The following is a 21,058-nucleotide window of genomic DNA, read 5'->3' as shown; positions in this document are numbered from 1 at the left end:
CGTTTATTCAAAGATGATGCTGGCAGGGAAAGTTAACCCTGCCAGCATATTGGACTTCAGGTTTTCGGTTCCGGTAGCAGCGTTAAAAAGGATATATCCGTTTTTTGTCAACTGGTATACTTCTATCTTTTTAAATTCGGGAAACACAATCCAGTATTCCTTCACGCCGTACTTTTCATAAATTTCCTTTTTCTCTTTGGTATCTAACTGAAACGTACTTTTAGAGACAATTTCTACAAGAAGATCGGGGACGCCCCGCAGCCAGTCCTGAATGATGTCCCGGTTGGCATGGCTTACAAAAATCAGGTCGGGCTGAAGGCGATTAACATTTTCTTCAAGAATAACATCAAGAGGAGCATTGTAAATCTCTCCCAGATCATGTTTTTCAACATACTGCTCCAGTAATCTCTGGAGTTTTCTGGATATTTTCTGATGATAAATTTTAGGACTTGGGGATGTGATTTCTTTGCCGTTGATGATTTGAGTCAGGTCCCATTCCTGCAAAGCCGTTTGTGCGTTACCAAGCATTGGTCTGATCGTTTTTTTATTAAAAATACGTAAATTTTGTGAAAGAGAACTGCTGCCAAAGAAATGGGCGACCGTTTTAATATTTATAATTAACATTAATTTTGACTTCGGTTTAAAGCAGATTTGGTGGTACCTACCCCATAATCTGTGCCCAAGCCGAGCCAAAAGATTTACCGAAATTCTGCCTGAACGATGACACCCGTGCAAAAAATACAGCAACTAAGCCAAAAGATAGAATACTACAACTCAAAGTATTACCAGGACAGTATCTCTGAAATATCGGATTTTGACTTCGATCAGCTGCTGGCTGAGCTGAAAGAGCTCGAAGACAAACACCCCGAGTACCGCCTGCCGGATTCGCCCACGCAGCGGGTGGGTGGAACGATCACTAAAAATTTCAATACGGTATACCATCGTTTCCCGATGTTATCACTGGACAATACCTATAATGAGCAGGAACTGCGGAATTTCGACGATAGGGTCCGCCGTGGCCTGGACGGTGAGGCCTATGAATATATCTGCGAACTGAAATTTGACGGTATTTCCCTCAGTTTTACCTACGAAAACGGTGTGCTCGTTCGGGGAGTAACCCGGGGAGACGGGACCCGTGGAGATGAAATTACCAACAATATTAAGACGATCCGCTCTTTGCCGCTGCGTGTGAAATCGGACACGCTTCCTGCGATTTTTGAAATCAGGGGTGAAGGTTTTATGCCGCTGAGTTCCTTCCAGAAACTCAATGCCGAGATGGAGTCGCTGGGGGAAAATCTTTATGCCAATCCCAGAAATGCAGCGTCAGGCTCTTTTAAATTGCAGGATTCGGGAGAAACCGCAAGGCGCGGACTGGATTGTTACATTTATTCTTTTTTGAGTGAGAAGGAAGTTTTTGCTTCGCATGAGGAAAGTTTGCTGGCTTTGAAGGGCTGGGGGTTTAACATCTCCCCCGGATGGCGTAAGGTACAGACTATAGACGAGGTCATTGCATTTATTCATGAGTGGGAAGACAAAAGGGGTACTCTTCCATTGGCAACCGATGGTATCGTTGTCAAGATCAATTCGTTTGAGCAGCAAAGGGAACTTGGTTTTACTGCCAAAAGCCCGCGCTGGGCAATTGCTTTCAAATACAAGGCCGAAAATAAGCCCGCTATTTTACGCTCCGTAAATTACCAGGTAGGACGGACGGGTGCTGTAACTCCGGTAGCTAACCTGAGTGATATCACCGAAAGAGATATGACTTACAATAAAGTGCGAGGTGTGCATTTGTCTGGCACGCAGGTGAAAAGGGCCACCCTGCACAATGCTAACGAGCTGGAACGACTGGATATACGGGTTGGAGATACTGTTTTTGTGGAAAAAAGTGGAGAGATTATTCCGAAAATAACCGGAGTGGACGTATCCCAGAGAGCATTATTTCCTACGGAGCCCATTGTTTTCCCGGTAACATGTCCCGAATGCGGCTCTGCGCTGCAGAGAAATGAAGGAGAAGTAGCGTTTTTTTGTCCTAATGACAGCCACTGTCCGCCGCAGCTGAAAGGCCGTATTGAGCATTTTATCCACAGAAAGGCCATGAATATTGAAAGTCTTGGCGAAGGGAAAATAGAGCTGTTGTTTGACCTGGGAATGGTGATGACACCGGCTGATTTATATGATCTTACCTACGAAAAGCTGCTGGGTCTTGAGAAAAATATCCTGAACGAAGAAACAGGGAAAATTAAGAAGATAAGTTTCCGGGAAAAGACAGTTGAAAATATCCTGAATGGTATAGCATTGTCCAAAACGGTACCCTTTAAGAATGTACTCTTTGCACTGGGTATACGGTTTGTGGGTGCTACCGTGGCTGAAAAACTAGCTGCATATTTCAAATCAATTGACGCGATCAGATCTGCCACCTATGAACAGCTGATTGCCGTCCCGGAAATAGGGGGGAGAATAGCGCAGAGTATCGAATCCTATTTCAGTGTACCCGAGAACCAGCAGTTGATTGAAAGGCTTCGCGTGGCAGGTGTTCAGATGGAAAGCGATGAAAAGCCGGTTGAAATTGAGAGTAATGTATTGGAAGGAAAGACATTTGTAATTTCGGGCGTATTCGAGAATTTTGAAAGGGATGATCTGAAAGATAAAATCGAAGTCAACGGCGGCAAAGTCTTAAGCGGCGTATCAGGTAAACTGAATTATCTGCTGGCTGGAGCCAACATGGGGCCTGCCAAACTTGAAAAGGCGCGGAAACTTGGTGTAACGATCATTTCTGAAGCGGAATTTCTGGAGATGATACAAGTCTGAATCAAAGGGTAAGGTACAAGTTTTATAGGTATCTTCCTGTAAATCAGATGTGTATTAAAAAATAGGTACTGATCCACGTTTCTTACCTTTATAAGATCATTTACTTAGTTAACTTTGCGTTTTAATATCAAACATTAATATAGGAATAATGCCATTGGACGAACGTTTCAAAGGAGTTGGCGCTGCACTGATTACACCCTTTGATGAACAAAATGAAGTTGACTACGCAGGTCTGAAAAAACTGATAGACCTGGTATCGGAAGGAGATGTTGATTTTCTTGTTGTGCAGGGCACTACAGGGGAGTCGCCGACGGTAACTTCGGAAGAAAAGGCAGAGACACTTGCGTTCACAATCAAGCATAATTATAAGTCGCTACCAATTGTTTATGGTATAGGCGGGAATAATACTAAAGCAGTTATTGATTCCATAAAAAAAACAGATTTTACGGGCGTTGACGCCATACTTTCTGTCTGTCCTTATTATAACAAACCCACGCAGGAAGGCATCATAGCACATTTTACGGCAATTGCGGATGCAAGCCCCGTTCCTGTGTTGCTCTACAACGTTCCTGGAAGGACCGTTACCAACATGAAGGCGGATACGATTATCACCCTGGCGGCTCACCCTAACATCATTGGTATCAAAGACGCCGGCGGAAGTATGGAACAAAGCATGGAGCTGGCTGCCCGGGCACCGGAAGATTTTCTTTTGCTTTCCGGTGATGACAATCTGGTGACTACCATGGTAAGCGTAGGCTGGCATGGTGTCATTTCGGTGATTGCCAATGCTTTCCCCAAGGAATTTACGGATCTTACGTGGTCCGCACTGGAAGGAAATTTTAAAGAGGCCGCGCGGTTGCAGCTTGCTTTTCTTGAATTTGATACACTCCTGTATATCGAGTCAAATCCAGTTGGAATTAAAAAATGTCTGGAAATCAAGGGAATATGCAGTAGCGCCGTGCGTTTACCCTTGCTAAAAGCTACCCAGGAACTGGGTGAAAAATTGGAAAAAGCGATGATCCGGGAAGGATTTATGTGACATCAACAGTAATTGGTATTCATAAGGAGCCTGGCGGTAACGTTCAGGCTCTTTTTTTTCGTCATAATTTATAAAATGAGCAGGCCGCACACTTCCATTCATGATCATTTTATTCGTGCTATCTTATCTGATAAAGAGATCGCTATTGATTATTTTCAAAATTACCTGCCACTTTCAGTATCGGAGAAGCTAGACCTTTCCTCATTGACGCAGGTTACGGATACCTATCTTTCCGATGAGCTCAAAAAGTCAATGTCCGATATTGTCTACAATTGTCTGAGCACGGATAAAAAAGAAGAAGTAAAGGTTAGCCTGCTCCTTGAACATAAAAGTTACCCAGATAAAAATACGCCTGCGCAGATTGGTCACTATATTTTTTCGGGATTGCAGAAGCAGATTCAGAACAAGGAAAAGTTATCGGTGATTATCCCGGTACTGCTTTATCATGGGAAAGGAAAGTGGCCGTATCAGAAACTTTCGGGACTATTTAAAACCAGGTTTCAGGCATGGGATCAATTTATCCCCGACTTCGATTATATTTACAATAACTTGGGTGAGATACCAGGTGAGCAGGTAGAATCCCTGAATAATAATTTTCTGGTTGCGTCATTGTTGGCGTTGAAACATAGTTTTCAAAAGGACTGGCTGGAACAGAATGCATTAAAAATTCTGCTTTTAACGGAGCAGGCCCCTAAGAATCTGCAGAGCAATCTGGTAGTTTACTTGTTTGGGAACGGGGGCTCGATGAGCACAAAATTGAAGAAATATTAGATCTATTGTCATTTAATGTCAAGGATACAATTATGAACACACTGGAAAGAATTGAAGAGAAAGGAATTAAAAGAGGTATCGAAATCGGAGAGAAAAAAAGTCGTGACGAAGTGATCAAAAACCTTATTAGAATATCAGATTTAAAAGATGATCAGATCGCGCTGGCCGCCGGGGTTACCGCAGATTATGTATCGTCTATGCGCAACGCTTTGGAGCGCTAGACCAGGAATTTGGTATCCTTATCATCCCAGGGCTCTGAAAGGAGCCTTTTGTATTTTGTTATTATAAAACCTGAGTTATGATTACCTTTTATCCCGGTCCGTCCAAGGTTTATCCGCAGATTGAAACTTATCTTCGGGACGCTTATCAAAGTGGTATTCTGAGTGTGAATCACCGCAGTGAGCCATTTATGCAAATGTTAGCGGGAACCATCAAAATATTGAAAAGCAAACTGGCTATTCCGGAAGATTATGAAGTCTATTTTGTTTCTTCTGCTACGGAATGCTGGGAGATCATAGCTCAATCATTTATGATATCCGGTTTTCATGTGTATAACGGCGCTTTTGGTGAAAAGTGGATGGAGTACACCCGCAAGCTCCGGACGGGTGTAAGTGGGCGGTATTTTGATTGTAATGAGCTACCTGCCACCGATTTCGCAAAGGAATTATCGGCAAATGAAATAATTTGCATTACCCACAACGAAACCTCCAACGGAACCGTAATCCCTGATGCATTTTTTAAAGAACTGAGATTAAAAACGGGTAATCTCATCGCCGTAGATGCTACTTCTTCTATGGCCGGTGTTGCCTTACCCTGGACCGATGGAGATATCTGGTATGCTTCTGTTCAGAAATGCTTTGGGCTACCACCCGGCATGGGGGTGATGGTGGTTTCCCCGGCAGCCATTTCGCAGGCCAAGGAAATGGGAGAAGCTGCCCATTACAATAGTTTTCTTTTTATCCGGGATAATTTTTTGAAACAGCAGACGCCCTATACTCCCAATTCTCTGGGTATTTATTTGCTGGGAAGGGTATTGGAGCAGGTGCCTTCCATAGCCGAAGTTTCGGAGGAAATCAAACAGAGAGCGAAGGACCTATACTCCTTTTTTGAAAATGTTGGTTTTGCCCCATTAATTGAAAATGATGCAGTCAGGTCGGATACCGTTTTGGCTATTAAGGCGGAAGGACAGCGGCTGAGTACCATTAAGTCTGCTGCAAAAAGTGCGGGGATTGTGCTTGGAAACGGATATGGCTCCTGGAAGGAGAATACTTTCAGGGTAGCCAATTTCCCGGCAATTACCTCTGCGGACGTAACAGCGCTAACGACATTTTTCCATTCTGCCACCGTGGTCTGATGAGTAGTATTAAAGTGAAACGGGTTTTAATATTAATCTGTCGGCTTTGTTTTCATCGTTCCGGAACCATTCATTTTGCGGTTTCAATTAAGTGAATAGGGAAACAAAGGTACGCTATCAGCAATTTTTTTATTCGATTACCCACTTCTCTATACCGAAGTTGTGCGCTTAGATATATTACAACAATACGAAACCCAAACAAAATGCCTTGTTGCCCTCGATTCCATTATTTTCGGTTTCGACGGGGAAGAATTGAAATTGCTGCTGGTGAAGCGTGGGATTGAAAATGAACAAAACACATGGTCGTTGATGGGCGGTTGGGTGCAGCCGGAAGAAAGCCTGGAGGAAGCATCCTCCCGTATCTTGTATGAGCTGACGACCTTATCAGACATTTACCTCGAACAGCTTTACACTTTCGGAGCACCACAGCGGGATCCGGTAGAACGAACCGTTTCCGTAGCCTACTTCGCCCTCATTAACGTGGACGATTATGACAACAAAATATCCAAAAGTTATGAGGCCCAGTGGTTTTCCATGCAGGAGCTTCCACCGCTGTTATTTGATCACGGGATGATGGTGGAGCGGGCCATTCAGCATTTAAGATACAAAGCTTCGCAGCATCCCATTGGATTTGAGCTTTTGCCCGAAAAATTCACCATTCCCCAGTTGCAGAAGTTATATGAAGCCATTTTCGGAACCGAGCTGGATAAACGGAATTTTAGCCGTAAATTGTTGTCAACCAATCTTTTGATCAAACTGGACGAAAAACAGCGGGGGTATTCCAAGAAAGGTGCTTACTTCTATAAAATTGATGAAGAGAAATATCAGAAACAGTTCAATAACTTTCTCAACTTTCTTCCCGGTAATGCTTCGTGATGCCGCCTTCATCGTCTGATCAGGTGATTGCAGTAAAATACTTTTGGGTATGCAAGCGGTTTTCTTCAACTTTGCACCATTATCCGAAAGCTGGGAACATGTTTAATTTTAAAGAAATAATTTCGGTAACGCTCATACTTTTTTCGGTTATAGACGCTCTCGGCTCTATACCCGTCATTGTTGATTTCAGGCGTAAGCTGGGGCATATTGAATCTGAAAAAGCGACCTTGGTGGCAGGATTTATTATGGTTCTGTTCCTCTTTCTGGGCGAGAGGCTGCTCAATCTGTTCGGTGTGGACGTTGCTTCCTTTGCCATTGCCGGAGCCATCATCCTGTTTTTGCTGGGCCTTGAAATGATTTTAGGGCATAATATATTTAAGCACGACCAACTGGAAAGCAGCAGTGCATCTATCGTGCCCATCGCGTTTCCGATTATCGCGGGAGCCGGAACCATGACAACCCTGCTGGCACTTCGGTCGGCCTATGAAATACAGAATATCCTTGTCGGCGTTTTGCTGAACCTTATCTTTGTATACCTTGTCCTGAAATCTTCCAACTGGATTGAAAAAAAACTCGGACAGGGAGGTATTGATATTCTCAGAAAAGTTTTCGGCATCATTCTGCTAGCCATTGCAGTCAAATTATTTAAAACTAATATCTTAATCGCCTAAGCAAAGGGTCTTGTATAGATATATCTGCCCTGTGTTCATTCTTTCCATTATTTATGCAGCAACTTGACAGCCTTAATCAGGTAGCGGAATTTCACCGCACATTCAAACATCCCATTCTTGATACCCCAACTATTCCTTCTGAGGAACGCAGCCGCCTTCGGGTTGCCCTGCTGGCCGAGGAATTGAAAGAACTGGAAGTTGCCATTCTGGAAAAAGATATCGTAGAAATAGCGGACGCTCTCTGTGATCTCCAGTATGTCCTATCCGGAGCCGTGCTGGAATTTGGTCTCGGGGAGAAATTCAGAGCTCTTTTTGATGAGGTACAGCGCTCCAACATGTCAAAGGCCTGTAATTCGGTGGAAGAGGCGGAGGCAACGGTGGCACATTATCAGGCAAAGGGTACCGAATGTTATTTCAGAGAGGATAACGGGAAATACCTGGTTTACCGGACGGCGGATGATAAAACGCTCAAGAATATTAACTATTCGCCGGCAGATCTTTCAGGGATAATCGGATAGTATCAATTTAGTTTTTTAGAAGAAGTAAATCTGTAAAACAATGTCGTCTGTTCTCGACCGTTTTCTTCGTTACGTCCGGATCGATACCCAGTCGGACCCTCATTCAGAAAGTTTTCCAAGTACATCCAAACAGCGTGACCTGAGTAATCTTCTGGTTACGGAATTGCAGGAGCTTGGGATCCGTGATGCGCATCTGGACGAGCATGGTTATGTATATGCCACTATTCCTGCTACATCGGAGAAGGCGGGAATTCCGGTAATTTGTTTTTGCTCTCATGTGGACACCTCTCCTGACGTCTCCGGGGCTAATGTTAAACCTATTGTGCACCGTAATTGGGACGGGGCTGATATTGTTTTGCCGGATGATCCCAGCCAGGTTCTGCGCATTTCGGAATTACACGACCTGGATCAGCAGATCGGGAATGATATTGTGACCGCCAGCGGTTCTACATTGTTAGGAGCGGATAACAAAGCGGGTGTTGCTGAGATTATGGCGGCGGCGGACTATCTTATGTCCCACAAGGATATCAGACACGGCGTTATCAAAATACTCTTCACACCTGATGAGGAGGTAGGCCGGGGGACCGAAAAAGTTGACCTCTTGAAACTTGGAGCTGAATATGGCTATACGGTTGACGGAGAAGCGGTGGGAACACTGGAGGACGAGACTTTTTCTGCGGATGGGCTCAGGATCACCATTTATGGAGTAAGCACGCATCCCGGGTATGGCAAAGGGAAACTTGAAAATGCATTGAAAATTGGTGCGGATATTCTTGCTTCACTACCCAAAACAGCCCTTTCGCCTGAAACGACCGAAGAGAAGGAAGGTTTTATTCATCCCGTTTTTATGGAGGGAATCCAGGAAAAGGCCACGCTGGACTTTATTATCAGGGATTTTACGGAAGTGGGCTTAAAAGAAAAAGAGGAACTTCTGAAAAATATAACCGAAACCGTTTTAAAACAATATCCTGGTTCAACTGCCGAGATAAAGCTGACCGAGCAGTACCGTAATATGAAGAAAATTCTTGATCAGCACCCGCAGGTGATCGGGAATGCCCTTGAAGCGATGGAAAGGGTGGGTTTAAATCCCGTCCAACGGAGTATCAGAGGCGGGACGGATGGATCCAGGCTATCTTTCATGGGATTGCCCTGCCCGAATATTTTTGCAGGAGAACATGCCTTTCATTCCCGGCTCGAATGGGTTTCGGTTCAGGATATGGAAAAAGCAGTTGAAGTAATAGTCAGTCTGTGTCAGGTTTGGGAAGAGAAAGCGTAATGGCAAAAAAGACAAAATTTTATGTGGTCTGGCAGGGGCGGCAAACAGGGATTTTTACCGACTGGCGGGAATGTGAAGCGCAGATAAAGGGTTTTGACGATGCACAGTTTAAGTCATTTGATTCCCTTCAGGAAGCCGAAGCCGCTATTCAGCGTAATTACTGGGAATTTGTAGCCAAGAAAGAGGCCGCACAAAAGCAGAGCATGAAAGTGGTGCCGGCCAGTATAGGTAAACCGATCAAAAACAGCATAGCTGTGGATGCAGCCTGGAACACGGCCACCGGAGACATGGAATACCAGGGAGTATACCTGGCAACCGGTGTCAGGATTTTTTTACAGGGACCGTTCAAGGATGCCACCAACAATATTGGCGAATTCCTGGCCATTGTGCACGGACTGGCCTATCTACAAAAAAAGGAAAGTGATTTGCCCATTTATTCGGACTCCCGGACGGCCATCAGCTGGGTGAAAAAGAAACATGCCAATACCAAACTGGAATTGACACCACGTAACAAACCCGTCTTCGAAATGCTCCAGAGGGCGGAACGCTGGCTGGCAACCAATTCCTTTCCCAACAAAATCCTGAAATGGGAAACAGAATACTGGGGTGAAAATCCGGCGGACTTTGGCAGAAAATAATTAACAGGCATGGCCGGAAACTCATTCTTTCGTTTCAAACAATTCACAGTTTTTCAGGAAAAATGTGCCATGAAAGTCTGCACAGATGCCTGCGTACTGGGTGCCTGGGCTGGAATTGAGCATGTGAAAAGAATGCTGGATATAGGCGCAGGTACTGGCCTGCTGTCCTTGATGGCTGCACAACGGAATGAAAAGATACTGATTGATGCTGTGGAGCTGGACCCGGAGGCAGCTGAGCAGGCGAGGGAAAATGTAAGCGCCAGCCCATTCGGGCACAGGATTTCCATTTACCAAGCGGCTATTCAGGAGTTTCAGCCGGATGACCGGTACGACTGTATTATTACCAATCCTCCGTTCTTTCAGTCCGACTTACGCTCCCCCTCGGAAAAGAAGAACGGGGCTCACCATGCGGAAACACTGTCATTTGATGCGCTTTTAGAAGCGATGACACGGTTAATCACTCCCCACGGAAAGGCGCACGTACTATTACCTGTGGAAGAAGCAGGTCTTTTTTTACGTAAAGCTGAAAACAAAGGATGGGTTCTGGTCGATAATTTAATACTGAAACATGACCCCGGCAAAAAACCTTTCCGCCGGATTCTGACCATCCGGTATGGTGGAAATGAATGCAAGGAATTCATTAGTAATGAATTATCTGTATATAATTTTCAGGAAAGAGTATATACCCGTGAATTCAGGCAATTACTTGAACCGTTTTATTTGATATTTTGATCAGGAAAAAGCCGAACTTTGCACCCGAATCCAGACCAGGTATTAAGAACATTCATTATTTCATGACAGACAATCCCATACAGATATCCGTGTTAATTCCTCTTTATAACGAGGAGGAGTCGTTGCCTGAACTAAGCGAGTGGATTGAGCGTGTAATGATTGAAAATCAATTTTCCTACGAAATCCTTTTTGTGGATGATGGCAGCAAGGACCAGTCGTGGAATGTGATCAGGGAACTGTCGGCGGTCAACCCTCATATCCGTGGTTTTCGTTTCGTCAGAAATTATGGTAAAACAGCAGCTTTGCAGACAGGTTTTCAGGCGGCAACCGGGGAGGTACTGATTACTATGGATGCGGACTTGCAGGACAGTCCGGATGAAATTCCGGCACTTTACCGGATGATCAGGGAGGAAAAATTTGACCTGGTATCGGGCTGGAAAAAGAAAAGATATGACCCGATCACCAAAACGATACCTACCAAAATCTTTAATGCCGCTACCCGAAGTATTTCCGGAGTATCTCTACACGACTTCAACTGCGGGCTAAAAGCCTACCGTAAAGAGGTAGTTAAAAATATTACGATTTATGGAGAAATGCACCGGTATATTCCTGTAATAGCCAAATGGAACGGGTTTGCGAAGATAGGAGAGAAGGTGGTTCAGCACAGGGCAAGAAAGTACGGATATACCAAATTTGGCCTGGAAAGATTTATTTTTGGCTTTCTCGATTTGCTTTCAATAGCCTTTGTTAATAAGTTTGGACGGCGTCCCATGCATCTTTTCGGAAGTCTTGGCACGTTGATGTTTTTCCTTGGAAGTGTTATAGCCATGTGGCTCATTGGTTCCAAGATATATAAAATTTATATATCTCATGAAGTATATCGGAATGTAACCGAAAATCCGTTGTTCTTCCTGGCGCTGGTGTCGATCATGGTGGGGTCACAACTTTTTCTGGCAGGATTTCTGGGAGAATTGTTTGTGAAACAATCCATATCCAAAACCGGCGACTACGTTGTTTCAGACACCGTGGGCAATTAAAATCCGGTATGATTTAAAATTAAGAACCAAAGTAATTTACCTATTACGCAAATAATGATCGCTAACGTACACAAAGCCCATCCCTGGCACGGCATTCCAATGGGAGAAAACGCACCGGAACTGGTGACAGCATTTATTGAGATTGTTCCAACTGATACAGTTAAATACGAAATAGATAAGGTAACGGGCTATCTGAAAATTGACCGTCCTCAAAAATATTCGAATATTGTTCCGGCTTTGTATGGGTTTATACCTAAAACGTATTGTGCAGAGAAAATAGCCCAACTCGCGCGTGAGCGCTCGGGAAGGGAGGTAACCGAAGGTGACGGTGATCCGCTTGATATCCTGGTGCTGTGCGAAAAATTCATATCACACGGGGATATCATGTGTGAGGCAAAACCGATCGGTGGTATCCGTTTGCTGGACGGAGGAGAGGCCGACGACAAGATTATTGCCGTATTGAAAGGGGATGGAATTTATGGGCAGTACAGTGACCTCAGCGAGCTGCCCGATGGGATCGTGGAGCGTTTGAAACATTATTTCCTTACCTATAAAAATCTGCCGGGTGAGAAAGCGCATATCGAAATTACAAACGTTTACGGGCGCGAAGAAGCACATGAAGTGATACGCACATCGGTTGAAGATTACAAACATTCCTTTTATTGATCTGAAAATTAACTGGTTAAGATATAATGAATTTGAGCCGTTCCGGTTAGGGGCGGCTTTTGTTTATTCGTATCTTTGTGCAAATTTTTAAAAAGCAGGTCATACCACCCGCGTTACAAGTTTTGTTAATCTGCAAGATAACCGCTCAGAACGCAGCATAAGGAGTATGAATAGCCAACATGTATGAGTAATTTAGAGGAAATAAAAAAGCGCCGCACCTTTGCGATCATCAGCCACCCGGATGCAGGAAAAACTACCCTGACTGAGAAATTACTTCTTTTCGGAGGAGCGATTCAGACTGCCGGAGCGGTGAAGTCCAACAAAATCAAGAAAACGGCAACATCCGATTTTATGGAAATTGAGAAACAGAGAGGGATTTCTGTTGCTACTTCTGTAATGACCTTTGAGTACCGGGATCTGCTGATCAATATCCTGGATACACCTGGGCACAAGGATTTTGCCGAGGATACCTACCGGACGCTTACAGCGGTGGATAGTGTTATTCTGGTGATCGACTGCGTAAAAGGTGTGGAGGAGCAAACGGAACGGCTCATGGAAGTTTGCCGGATGCGTAATACACCGGTTATTGTGTTTGTCAATAAGCTCGACAGGGAAGGACGTAATCCGTTTGAGCTTCTGGATGAGCTTGAAACCAAGCTTGGGATCAGGGTGCGTCCGCTTACATGGCCCATTAACATGGGTGTTGAATTTAAAGGAGTATACAGCTTGTATGAACAGATGTTATACTTTTTTAAGATCAATAAAACCAAAATAGAAAGAGATGTAGCCAAGATAAGCCTGGATGACGACGGGCTGGCAAACCTGGTGGGAGAGCGCGACGCGCTTCAGTTACTGGAAGATGTGGAACTGGTGGAAGGTGTTTATGACGGATTCTCACAGGACGCCTATCAGAAGGGAGAACTGGCACCGGTGTTTTTCGGAAGTGCCATTAATAACTTCGGTATCAAAGAGTTGCTGGATACTTTCTGTGAAATTTCGCCTGTTCCTCAGCCTCGCCCCACCGACGTGCGGGAAGTATATCCGACAGAGCCGAAGTTTACCGGTTTTGTTTTTAAAATACATGCCAATCTTGACCCCCGCCACCGCGACCGTATCGCCTTTTTAAGGATATGTTCGGGAAAATTTGAACGGGGCAAATTTTATAAACACGTCCGCCTGAATAAGGAAATCCGGTTTTCAAGTCCGTTCACCTTCATGGCATCGGATAAAAGCGTACTGGATGAAGGTTTTCCGGGTGATGTGGTCGGATTATATGATACCGGCAGTTTCAAGATTGGAGATACGTTGACAGAGGGGGAGATCATGAATTTTTCAGGGATACCGAGTTTTTCTCCCGAAATTTTCAAAGAACTGATTAACCTGGACCCTATGAAATCCAAGCAGCTGGAGAAAGGTATCCAGCAGCTAACAGACGAAGGTGTGGCACAGCTTTTTACGCTGGACCTGGGAAACAGGAAAATCGTGGGCACCGTGGGAGAGCTTCAGTTTGACGTCATTCAATACCGCCTCGAGCATGAATATGGTGCAAAATGCCGTTGGGTACCCATGAACATTTCCCGTGCCTGCTGGCTTACTGCCGATGAGAAACCGGCAATGGACCAGTTTGTCAGGCTGAAAGGTAATCAGATCGCGTATGATAAAGACAAAAATCCTGTTTTCCTGGCGGAATCCGAATGGATGATCCGGATGAACAGGGAAAATAATCCCGCTATTCATTTCCACTTCACATCGGAATTTAAGACGGAAGTACCTTATTAGAATGCAAAAAAGAGACATGGAAGTGTCTCTTTTTTTTCTGAAAGTCTCTTCTGAACCCGAATACCCACAGCAATCCCAAGATCGCAGATCGATCTAAGCGATTTTCCTCTTAGAGGAAAATTTTTTCTACGTGCTCAATGGCAACAGCTGTGGGTGCTTAGCGTCTGTTATCAGTTTTGTTAACGGGGTATAGTCCACCAAAAAAAGCCTCGACCTTTCTATTGGGACGCTAATATTTTCAACTTTCTCACCCGGTTTTCCAACCGTTGGATTTCAGCTTTCCTTCTTTCGATCAGGATTTCAGCTTTCAGGGTTGGTTCCTTGTAAGGTAGTTTATCCCGAAGGATATGGTATGCAGCTGTTAGTATCTGATGGGCGATAGCCATTGCCGCCTTTTTCTTTCCTCGCCTCTGCGCCAGTTTGTGGTACTTGAATGACAAGAAAGTGTTCAGGGTATGGCTGGCAGCCCAGGAAGCTTCGATCAATGTGGTTTTCAAATAGGTATTTCCGTGGGTTATCCTTGCTGACCTTACTTTACCCGCACTCTCGTTATTTCCCGGGCAGACCCCGGCCCAGGAAGCCAGGTGTTTGTCAGAGAGAAACTGGGACATATCCAGACCGATTTCTGATACGATACCAATAGCTGATTGCCTTGACACACCCGGGATGGTTTGTAGCAATGCGAGCTCGGCCTGCTTATCGGCCAGGCAAAGTTCTATCTGCTGGTCAAGCTGGCTGATGAGCTCGTCTAAGGCATGCATCGTCTGGATAATCAAGCTCAACATAAAACGGTGGCGTTCACAGAAGCGGCCGTAAAGTGCTTGCTGCAAAGCTTGCTTTTTGTTCACCAGCGAACCTTTGGCCTGGTTTGATAACACAACAGGATCGGTAACACCGGCCAATAACAAATCTATAATCCCCTGCCCGGTTTTGGAAAACACATCGCTGACCACGCTGCCGAGCTTAATGTTGGCATCCTCTAAGATATTTTGTAAGCGATTCTTTTCCCTGCTGCGCTCATTGACCAGCTTTTTACGGTGTCGCAGCAATGTTCTTAGCTCTCGCACCCAGCTTTCGGGGACAAAACTATGCCGGAGAAGACCACTCAAAAGTAGTTTAGCGATCCATTCAGAATCCTTTTTATCGGTTTTATGGCCGGGAACATTCTTGATATGACGGGCATTAACCAAAATAATCTCAAAGCTGCCTTCCAAAACATAATATACAGGCCGCCAGTAAACGCCGGTACTCTCCATAGCAATATGGGTAATCTGGTGGTCCTCAAGCCATTGCAACAACTCTTCCAGATCTTTGGTGAACGTGGCGAAGGTCCGGGTTTCTTCCTTGATTCCAGTTCCTTTGATCGAAGCAACTACTGTATCTTTGTGTACGTCCAGGCCACAACCTCGGGCTATGAGCTGGGGGAATTCTACTACTGCCATGTCGTTTGATAGGTTGGTCTCTATTTAAACGACTTTCATGCGCGTGGGTGAATTCCCCAATTCATAATTGTTTTGTTATACGCCGATATGTCCAATCAGCCAGATAGCCAATCACAAATCACAATTGTGAACTCTCAACTTAATTTCCACGGCCGCCACCGCCTCTGTTCCTTCTTTCTTCCTGCAAAGCTTTGTACTTTTCCTGTTGTTCAGGTGTTAACACTTTGCCAAGCTCCGTATTAAATGTCTGCATGGATGCGCGCATAGCCTCACGATCCTGCGTTTGCGAGTTTCTCATTTCTTCCATTTTCTTGGCACGATCCAGGTTCAGCGCATAAACCTGCTTTTGCTGATCGGCGGTAAGTTGCAGGCTTTCAGTAAGTCTTTTGGTCTGGTTTTCTGCTCTTTGCTCCACGGTCATGTTGGAGTCCTGGCGCTGCGCAAACGCGGTAATACTTGCAAAGGCCATCAGTATGGCGATCAATCCTTTCTTCATGATATTCATTGTTTAAAGATTCCCGGGTTAGAGTAAAGACCTGTCCCAAGGTTTAAATCCTTAATCAAAATTTAATTCACCATTTTTATGATCAGCGCAATGGCGATGGAACAGGTATAACTCATCAGCGTGCCTACGAGTATGTACTCCGATTTTTTGCTGATGTAAGCGGGAGGAATGTCGCCGGATGTTGTTTTATCGTTATATCTCAAAAGTGATTTTGCCGCGATCAGAAACCCGATGGCGGAAAACTGGTTGATGAGCACAAATACAAAAATCAGCAGCCTTTCAGACATCCCTATCCAGCGCCCGGCGTTGGCAAGGTTATCGTCCGCATTTGGTACTAGCCTTTCAAGTTCGTCCCGCCACGGCCTTGTGAGCATTCCCACCAGAAAAGATACTGGTGAAAGACAAAGTAAAACCCCCGAAATGATCGCCAGGTTACGTGGTGTTTGGTACCATGCTTTGAGCTGATCTATGCCAATTTCAATTTTGGAAGTCAGTATTAATGAAATGAAGATGATCGAAATCAGGTGAAGAACCTGGTCGGCAATGAACCATGCGGTACTTCCCTTTTTATCCATCACCCAGCGTGTCGGCTGCCAATAGAAATCAGCCAGTATATGTGCGGTGATAAGCGCTAAAAATTCGATCATAGCTGGTGTGTATAAAGGTGAATGTGGTCTGGGAAAGTTTGGATAAGGTGGTCCGCTGCCCACCATTTTGAGGCATTGATTCGTTGACTTACAGCAGATTGACTTATTTTTAGTCGCTCTGCTATCAGGCTTACCGTTTCATTATTCAGCAAACCGGTGATTACCTCGCTCTGAGGGGCCGTCCAGTTTTCCACCAGCGTTTCCAGTACATCCATTACTGCCGAAAGGGGCTGTGACGGGCTGGGAAGTGCAATGCCAATTTTTGCTTTTTGCTGTTTGATCCGATCGGCCAGATACCCGGATAACCGGAACGCCTCGCCGTCGGAAGTACCGGGGCGGTCGGTCAGCTTTTCAATTCCGCCTATTCCAATTGCTACCCTGATATCGGTTTCCGTTTGATTGTATTTTTTTGAACGGAGGTATGCCCGTGCAAGAATAGCGGCTTTTAAAGCCTGGCCCGCATTTTCCAAAACACCCTGAAAGCTGTCACCACGGTAGATCTCAGGAGGCAATGCCCATTTCAGGTCCTGATTTGCTTTTAATAGGGTAATCAATCCTTCCAGCCATTTGGAAGTAATCTCAGGGGAAAAGTACGTTGAATTGACAATGTCCGCATTAATAACGGCTGAGTAAATTTTCATGATATAAGCTTTTTGCCTTATAATTGTCAAATATAAGGCAAATGCCTTATAATACATTAGTATAAGGTAAAAACCTTATAATTTGTCAATATAAGTTAAATGCCTTATAGTTTGAAAATATAAGGTAAAAGCCTAATATGATTTTAGAGAAATTCCTTCACCAGTACCAGCCATTCTTCCTTTAATGACCCTTTGAAAACATCGGCACCGGCCCGGCGATACCAGTATCCGGCATTCCAGGTATCTCCTTCCACCCGGTGCAAATAGGCATGTAATCTGTCGTAAGAACGGGTACCTTCCTTACTTTGAGCAATGTTGTGCGCCGCCTCCCAGTCCCCCTTTCCATCATACCAAAGTGCTTCAAGCAAAACAGGGATATCCTTTGGAGGACGGGAATTGTCTAACGATGCTGTGAATTCATCAAGCGTCATGATTGAACTGCGTCATAGTGAATAAGTCAGACAAGATGTGAAAAATCATTCCAATATAAAAATCCACGGTAAAAATTGCCGGATACTACTCTTGAAATCTGTATCAGGCAAGTTTTTGGTCAAATTCCATTATATTGTAATTTGCTATCTGGTCAAATTAACAAAAACACATGTACAAACAATTATCAACGTTAGTCGCTGGTATAATGCTGGGCAGCCTGTGCTACGGGCAAGAAACATTTCCCAGAAACGGAGCTTACGACGAGCGGCCCGGACGTTATGCTTTCATCAATGCCAGCATCATAACGGACCCGAAAACAACCATTAGTAACGGAACTCTGCTTATTGAAAATGGCATTATCCTGGAAGTGGGGAAGCAGGTGAAAATTCCCGCCGGTACCGTTGTAACAGATCTCAAAGGAAAATATATATACCCGTCGCTCATTGACCTGGATTCAGATTATGGCTTGCCCGAGGTAAAGAGAGACAACCGGGCAACCGGGAGGCAGGCTCCACAGCTGGAATCTGGTAAAAAGGGCGCATTTGGCTGGAACCAGGCCATACAACCTGAAACGGATGCCAGTAAATTATTTAGTCCCGATCCCAAAAAAGGCGAAAGCCTCCGCAAATTAGGATTTGGTGCAGTGTTGGTTCATGCCCATGATGGGATCGTGCGGGGTAACGGAGCGCTGGTATCACTCACCGACGAACCGGCCAATAAAGCGCTGATCAACGGGAGAGCATCCTCACATTTTTCATTCAGTAAAGGTACTTCCACACAAACATACCCATTGTCTGTCATGGGCGTGGCAGCTCTTCTGCGTCAGACCTACTACGACGCGGACTGGTATTCCAAAACGGATAAAACGGGCGAAATGAATCTTTCACTGGAAGCATTTAACCAGATCAGGACCTTACCTGCATTTTTTGAGACCCAGGATAAATTCAGTTTGTTAAGAGCAGATAAAATTGGAGATGAAATGGGCGTTCAATACATTATTCGCGGAGGTGGAGATGAATATCAGCGGCTGGCTGAGATAAAGGCCACCCGGGCTTCTCTGATAGTACCGGTTAATTTTCCCGATGCGTATGACGTAACAGACCCCTGGGACGCCGATGTGGTGACGGTTGCGCAACTGAAACACTGGGAGCTCGCTCCCGGGAATATAGCAAAAATTGCCGGAGCTGATATTCCCTTTGCCATCACAACAGCTCTTCTGAAGAACACCGCTGATTTCTGGAAGAATCTCCGTGTAGCCATTGACTACGGCTTATCCAAAGAAAAGGCACTGGAGGCGCTGACAACCATACCTGCCCGGCTCATCAAAGCCGATCATCAGCTCGGGAGCCTGAAAGCGGGTTATGTCGCTAATTTTCTGATCACCTCAACAGATCTGTTCAGTGCAGATAATATCATCTATGAAAACTGGGTGCAGGGGAAAAAGTTTATAAACGTACAGCTGGATGCGCCGGATATTCGCGGGACTTATTCGCTGACAGTCAACGGGCAGGCGGGAGGAAGACTTGAAGTGACAGGAAATGTTGAAAAACCGGAATACAAAATTATTCTTGATACGCTAAAAATTACACCCAAAGCCATTCTGGCCAACAATCTTATAACGCTGACTTATCGGGCGAATAAGAAAACGAATGAAACAACCCGACTTACCGGTTGGACAACTCCAGCCGGACTGGCAGGAGAAGGTATCCTACCTGATGGCACGGCGGTTTCCTGGACAGCCACCCTGACTGATCAGTACCAGGCCACCACCCGTAAAGATACCATCACAAAAATGTCTAGGGAAACCGGTAGTATCGTATACCCCTTTACGGGTTTCGGAAACGAACAATTGCCAGTGGCCGAAACCATTCTGGTGAAAAACGCGACAGTGTGGACGAATGAGCGGGAAGGTATCCTGCAAAATGCTGATGTACTGGTTCAAAAAGGGAAAATATCAAAAGTAGGAAAGGGCCTGCAGCTACCGGCAGGCGGACGAACCATAGACGGCACCGGTAAACACCTCACGAGCGGTATCATAGACGAACATTCCCATATAGCCTTGTTTGCTGTCAACGAAGGCGGGCAGACGAGCTCAGCGGAGGTAAGAATGAGTGATGTGATCAATCCTGACGATGTTAACATTTACCGTCAGTTGGCCGGTGGGGTAACCGCTTCACATCTGCTACACGGTTCTGCCAATGCCATCGGCGGGCAAAGTGCGCTTATCAAACTAAAATGGGGTGGGGGGATTTCCGACCTTTTGGTGCCCGACGTGAAAACAATAAAATTTGCATTAGGTGAAAATGTTAAACAATCCAATTGGGGTGATTTAGCCCGTATCCGTTTTCCGCAGACGCGGATGGGCGTTGAGCAGGTATACTTTGATCATTTCCTGAGAGCAAAAGAGTATGCACAAAGCTGGAAAAACTACAACGGTCCTGGCAGGAAAAATGGAGCCAGGATTCCACGCCGTGATCTGGAACTGGAAGCTCTTTCCGAAATTCTTGCAGGCGAAAGGAATATAACCTGCCATTCCTATGTGCAGTCGGAAATAAATATGCTAATGCATGTGGCCGATTCTCTCAAATTTAAAGTCAACACGTTTACCCATATTCTGGAAGGATATAAGATGGCCGATAAAATGGCCAAACGCGGGATAGGCGGTTCCACTTTTGCGGATTGGTGGGCTTATAAAATGGAAGTAAAGGAAGCAATTCCCTACAATGCGGCCTTGATGTACCACGAGGGAATTACCGTGGCGATAAACTCTGACGACGCCGAAATGGCCAGGAGGCTCAATCAGGAAGCGGCTAAAACGGTGACCTACGGGGGTGTTCCCGAACAGGAGGCCTGGAAAATGGTAACGCTTAATCCTGCAAAACTGCTTCACATTGACAACCGGATGGGAAGTGTGAAAGAAGGAAAAGATGCGGACCTGGTACTATGGAATGCACACCCGCTTTCCATATATGCCCGTCCTGACTTTACGATGGTGGAAGGGGCTATCTATTTTGACCGCAAACTTGATCAGGCCAAACAGGTAGCTATCGCCAGGGAAAAGGAGAGGATTGTCCAGAAAATGCTGGGAGAAAAGGCGGACGGGAAACCAACGCAAAAGCCTCAGACAAGTCAGCCTAAAATGTGGCATTGCGAGGATATTGTAGGTGTTCACTCAGCGCATGCGGAGGGTGAATGAGGGTATTGAGCGATTTTCTCTGTTTTAAAC

Annotated in this window: 21 protein-coding genes; 15 read left to right on the top strand and 6 right to left on the bottom strand. The window is 45.2% G+C overall.

Features of this window, described 5'->3' with window-relative positions; genetic code table 11:
* Positions 1–3: 3 nt before the first annotated feature.
* A complete protein-coding gene (locus KOE27_RS14225) occupies positions 4–528 on the bottom strand; it encodes a Uma2 family endonuclease (RefSeq protein WP_215239525.1) in 525 nt (174 codons plus the stop codon).
* A gap of 192 nt (positions 529–720) precedes the next feature.
* Here KOE27_RS14225 and ligA point away from each other — a divergent pair, with 192 nt between their 5' ends.
* The 14 genes from ligA to KOE27_RS14155 all read left to right on the top strand — a co-directional run bounded on the left by ligA (position 721) and on the right by KOE27_RS14155 (position 14,165).
* A complete protein-coding gene (gene ligA, locus KOE27_RS14220) occupies positions 721–2,808 on the top strand; it encodes an NAD-dependent DNA ligase LigA (protein WP_215239524.1) in 2,088 nt (695 codons plus the stop codon).
* Positions 2,809–2,956: 148 nt separating this feature from the next.
* Positions 2,957–3,847 (top strand): 4-hydroxy-tetrahydrodipicolinate synthase, encoded by an 891-nt coding sequence (gene dapA, locus KOE27_RS14215; RefSeq protein ID WP_215239523.1) that lies wholly within the window; start codon positions 2,957–2,959, stop codon positions 3,845–3,847.
* Between the two features lie 75 nt (positions 3,848–3,922).
* Positions 3,923–4,618, top strand: a complete 696-nt coding sequence (locus tag KOE27_RS14210) for an Rpn family recombination-promoting nuclease/putative transposase (protein ID WP_215239522.1) — start codon at positions 3,923–3,925, stop codon at positions 4,616–4,618.
* 32 nt (positions 4,619–4,650) lie between these two features.
* Positions 4,651–4,839: an RpnC/YadD family protein gene (locus tag KOE27_RS14205; protein WP_215239521.1), complete on the top strand. Its 189-nt coding sequence runs from the start codon at positions 4,651–4,653 to the stop codon at positions 4,837–4,839.
* A gap of 77 nt (positions 4,840–4,916) precedes the next feature.
* Entirely contained in the window at positions 4,917–5,972 is a 1,056-nt protein-coding gene (locus tag KOE27_RS14200) for an aminotransferase class V-fold PLP-dependent enzyme (RefSeq protein ID WP_215239520.1), read from the top strand.
* Between the two features lie 162 nt (positions 5,973–6,134).
* Positions 6,135–6,848 (top strand): NUDIX hydrolase, encoded by a 714-nt coding sequence (locus KOE27_RS14195; RefSeq protein WP_215239519.1) that lies wholly within the window; start codon positions 6,135–6,137, stop codon positions 6,846–6,848.
* Between the two features lie 98 nt (positions 6,849–6,946).
* The gene (locus tag KOE27_RS14190; protein WP_215239518.1) at positions 6,947–7,519 is read left to right on the top strand and encodes a MarC family protein; all 573 of its coding nucleotides are present in this window, start codon (positions 6,947–6,949) and stop codon (positions 7,517–7,519) included.
* Positions 7,520–7,572: 53 nt separating this feature from the next.
* Positions 7,573–8,037 carry a pyrophosphohydrolase domain-containing protein gene (locus KOE27_RS14185; RefSeq protein WP_215239517.1) on the top strand — a complete coding sequence of 155 codons (465 nt, stop codon included), beginning with the start codon at positions 7,573–7,575 and terminating at the stop codon, positions 8,035–8,037.
* 40 nt (positions 8,038–8,077) lie between these two features.
* Positions 8,078–9,313, top strand: coding sequence for a peptidase T (gene pepT, locus KOE27_RS14180; protein ID WP_215239516.1), 1,236 nt, complete (start codon positions 8,078–8,080; stop codon positions 9,311–9,313).
* A complete protein-coding gene (locus KOE27_RS14175) occupies positions 9,313–9,951 on the top strand; it encodes a ribonuclease H1 domain-containing protein (protein WP_215239515.1) in 639 nt (212 codons plus the stop codon). The genes pepT and KOE27_RS14175 overlap by 1 nt, the downstream gene beginning before the upstream one ends.
* A gap of 9 nt (positions 9,952–9,960) precedes the next feature.
* Positions 9,961–10,683, top strand: a complete 723-nt coding sequence (locus KOE27_RS14170; RefSeq protein WP_215239514.1) for a tRNA1(Val) (adenine(37)-N6)-methyltransferase — start codon at positions 9,961–9,963, stop codon at positions 10,681–10,683.
* 62 nt (positions 10,684–10,745) lie between these two features.
* Positions 10,746–11,720: a glycosyltransferase family 2 protein gene (locus KOE27_RS14165; RefSeq protein ID WP_215239513.1), complete on the top strand. Its 975-nt coding sequence runs from the start codon at positions 10,746–10,748 to the stop codon at positions 11,718–11,720.
* A 54-nt stretch (positions 11,721–11,774) separates the two neighbouring features.
* On the top strand, positions 11,775–12,386 hold the full coding sequence (locus KOE27_RS14160) for an inorganic pyrophosphatase (protein WP_406566852.1): 612 nt from the start codon (positions 11,775–11,777) through the stop codon (positions 12,384–12,386).
* A 183-nt stretch (positions 12,387–12,569) separates the two neighbouring features.
* Entirely contained in the window at positions 12,570–14,165 is a 1,596-nt protein-coding gene (locus tag KOE27_RS14155; RefSeq protein WP_215239512.1) for a peptide chain release factor 3, read from the top strand.
* Between the two features lie 218 nt (positions 14,166–14,383).
* On the opposite strand, the gene KOE27_RS14150 is transcribed toward KOE27_RS14155, so the two are convergent.
* The 5 genes from KOE27_RS14150 to KOE27_RS14130 all read right to left on the bottom strand — a co-directional run bounded on the left by KOE27_RS14150 (position 14,384) and on the right by KOE27_RS14130 (position 17,831).
* Complete coding sequence (locus tag KOE27_RS14150) at positions 14,384–15,607, bottom strand: IS110 family RNA-guided transposase (protein WP_215239511.1); 1,224 nt, start codon at positions 15,605–15,607, stop codon at positions 14,384–14,386.
* A 139-nt stretch (positions 15,608–15,746) separates the two neighbouring features.
* Positions 15,747–16,103, bottom strand: a complete 357-nt coding sequence (locus KOE27_RS14145) for a hypothetical protein (RefSeq protein ID WP_215239510.1) — start codon at positions 16,101–16,103, stop codon at positions 15,747–15,749.
* 71 nt (positions 16,104–16,174) lie between these two features.
* The gene (locus KOE27_RS14140) at positions 16,175–16,759 is read right to left on the bottom strand and encodes a DUF3307 domain-containing protein (RefSeq protein WP_215239509.1); all 585 of its coding nucleotides are present in this window, start codon (positions 16,757–16,759) and stop codon (positions 16,175–16,177) included.
* Entirely contained in the window at positions 16,756–17,400 is a 645-nt protein-coding gene (locus tag KOE27_RS14135) for a SatD family protein (RefSeq protein ID WP_215239508.1), read from the bottom strand. The genes KOE27_RS14140 and KOE27_RS14135 overlap by 4 nt, the downstream gene beginning before the upstream one ends.
* A 143-nt stretch (positions 17,401–17,543) precedes the next feature.
* Positions 17,544–17,831, bottom strand: a complete 288-nt coding sequence (locus tag KOE27_RS14130) for a hypothetical protein (RefSeq protein ID WP_215239507.1) — start codon at positions 17,829–17,831, stop codon at positions 17,544–17,546.
* Positions 17,832–18,001: 170 nt separating this feature from the next.
* On the opposite strand from KOE27_RS14130, the gene KOE27_RS14125 reads away from it, so the two are divergent.
* Positions 18,002–21,028, top strand: a complete 3,027-nt coding sequence (locus KOE27_RS14125) for an amidohydrolase family protein (protein WP_215239506.1) — start codon at positions 18,002–18,004, stop codon at positions 21,026–21,028.
* The last annotated feature ends 30 nt before the right edge of the window (positions 21,029–21,058 follow it).

It is taken from the genome of Dyadobacter sp. CECT 9275, assembly GCF_907164905.1.
In the GTDB taxonomy this organism is placed as follows: Bacteria; Bacteroidota; Bacteroidia; order Cytophagales; family Spirosomataceae; genus Dyadobacter; species Dyadobacter helix.
This window is presented reverse-complemented; position numbering and strand designations above follow the sequence as displayed.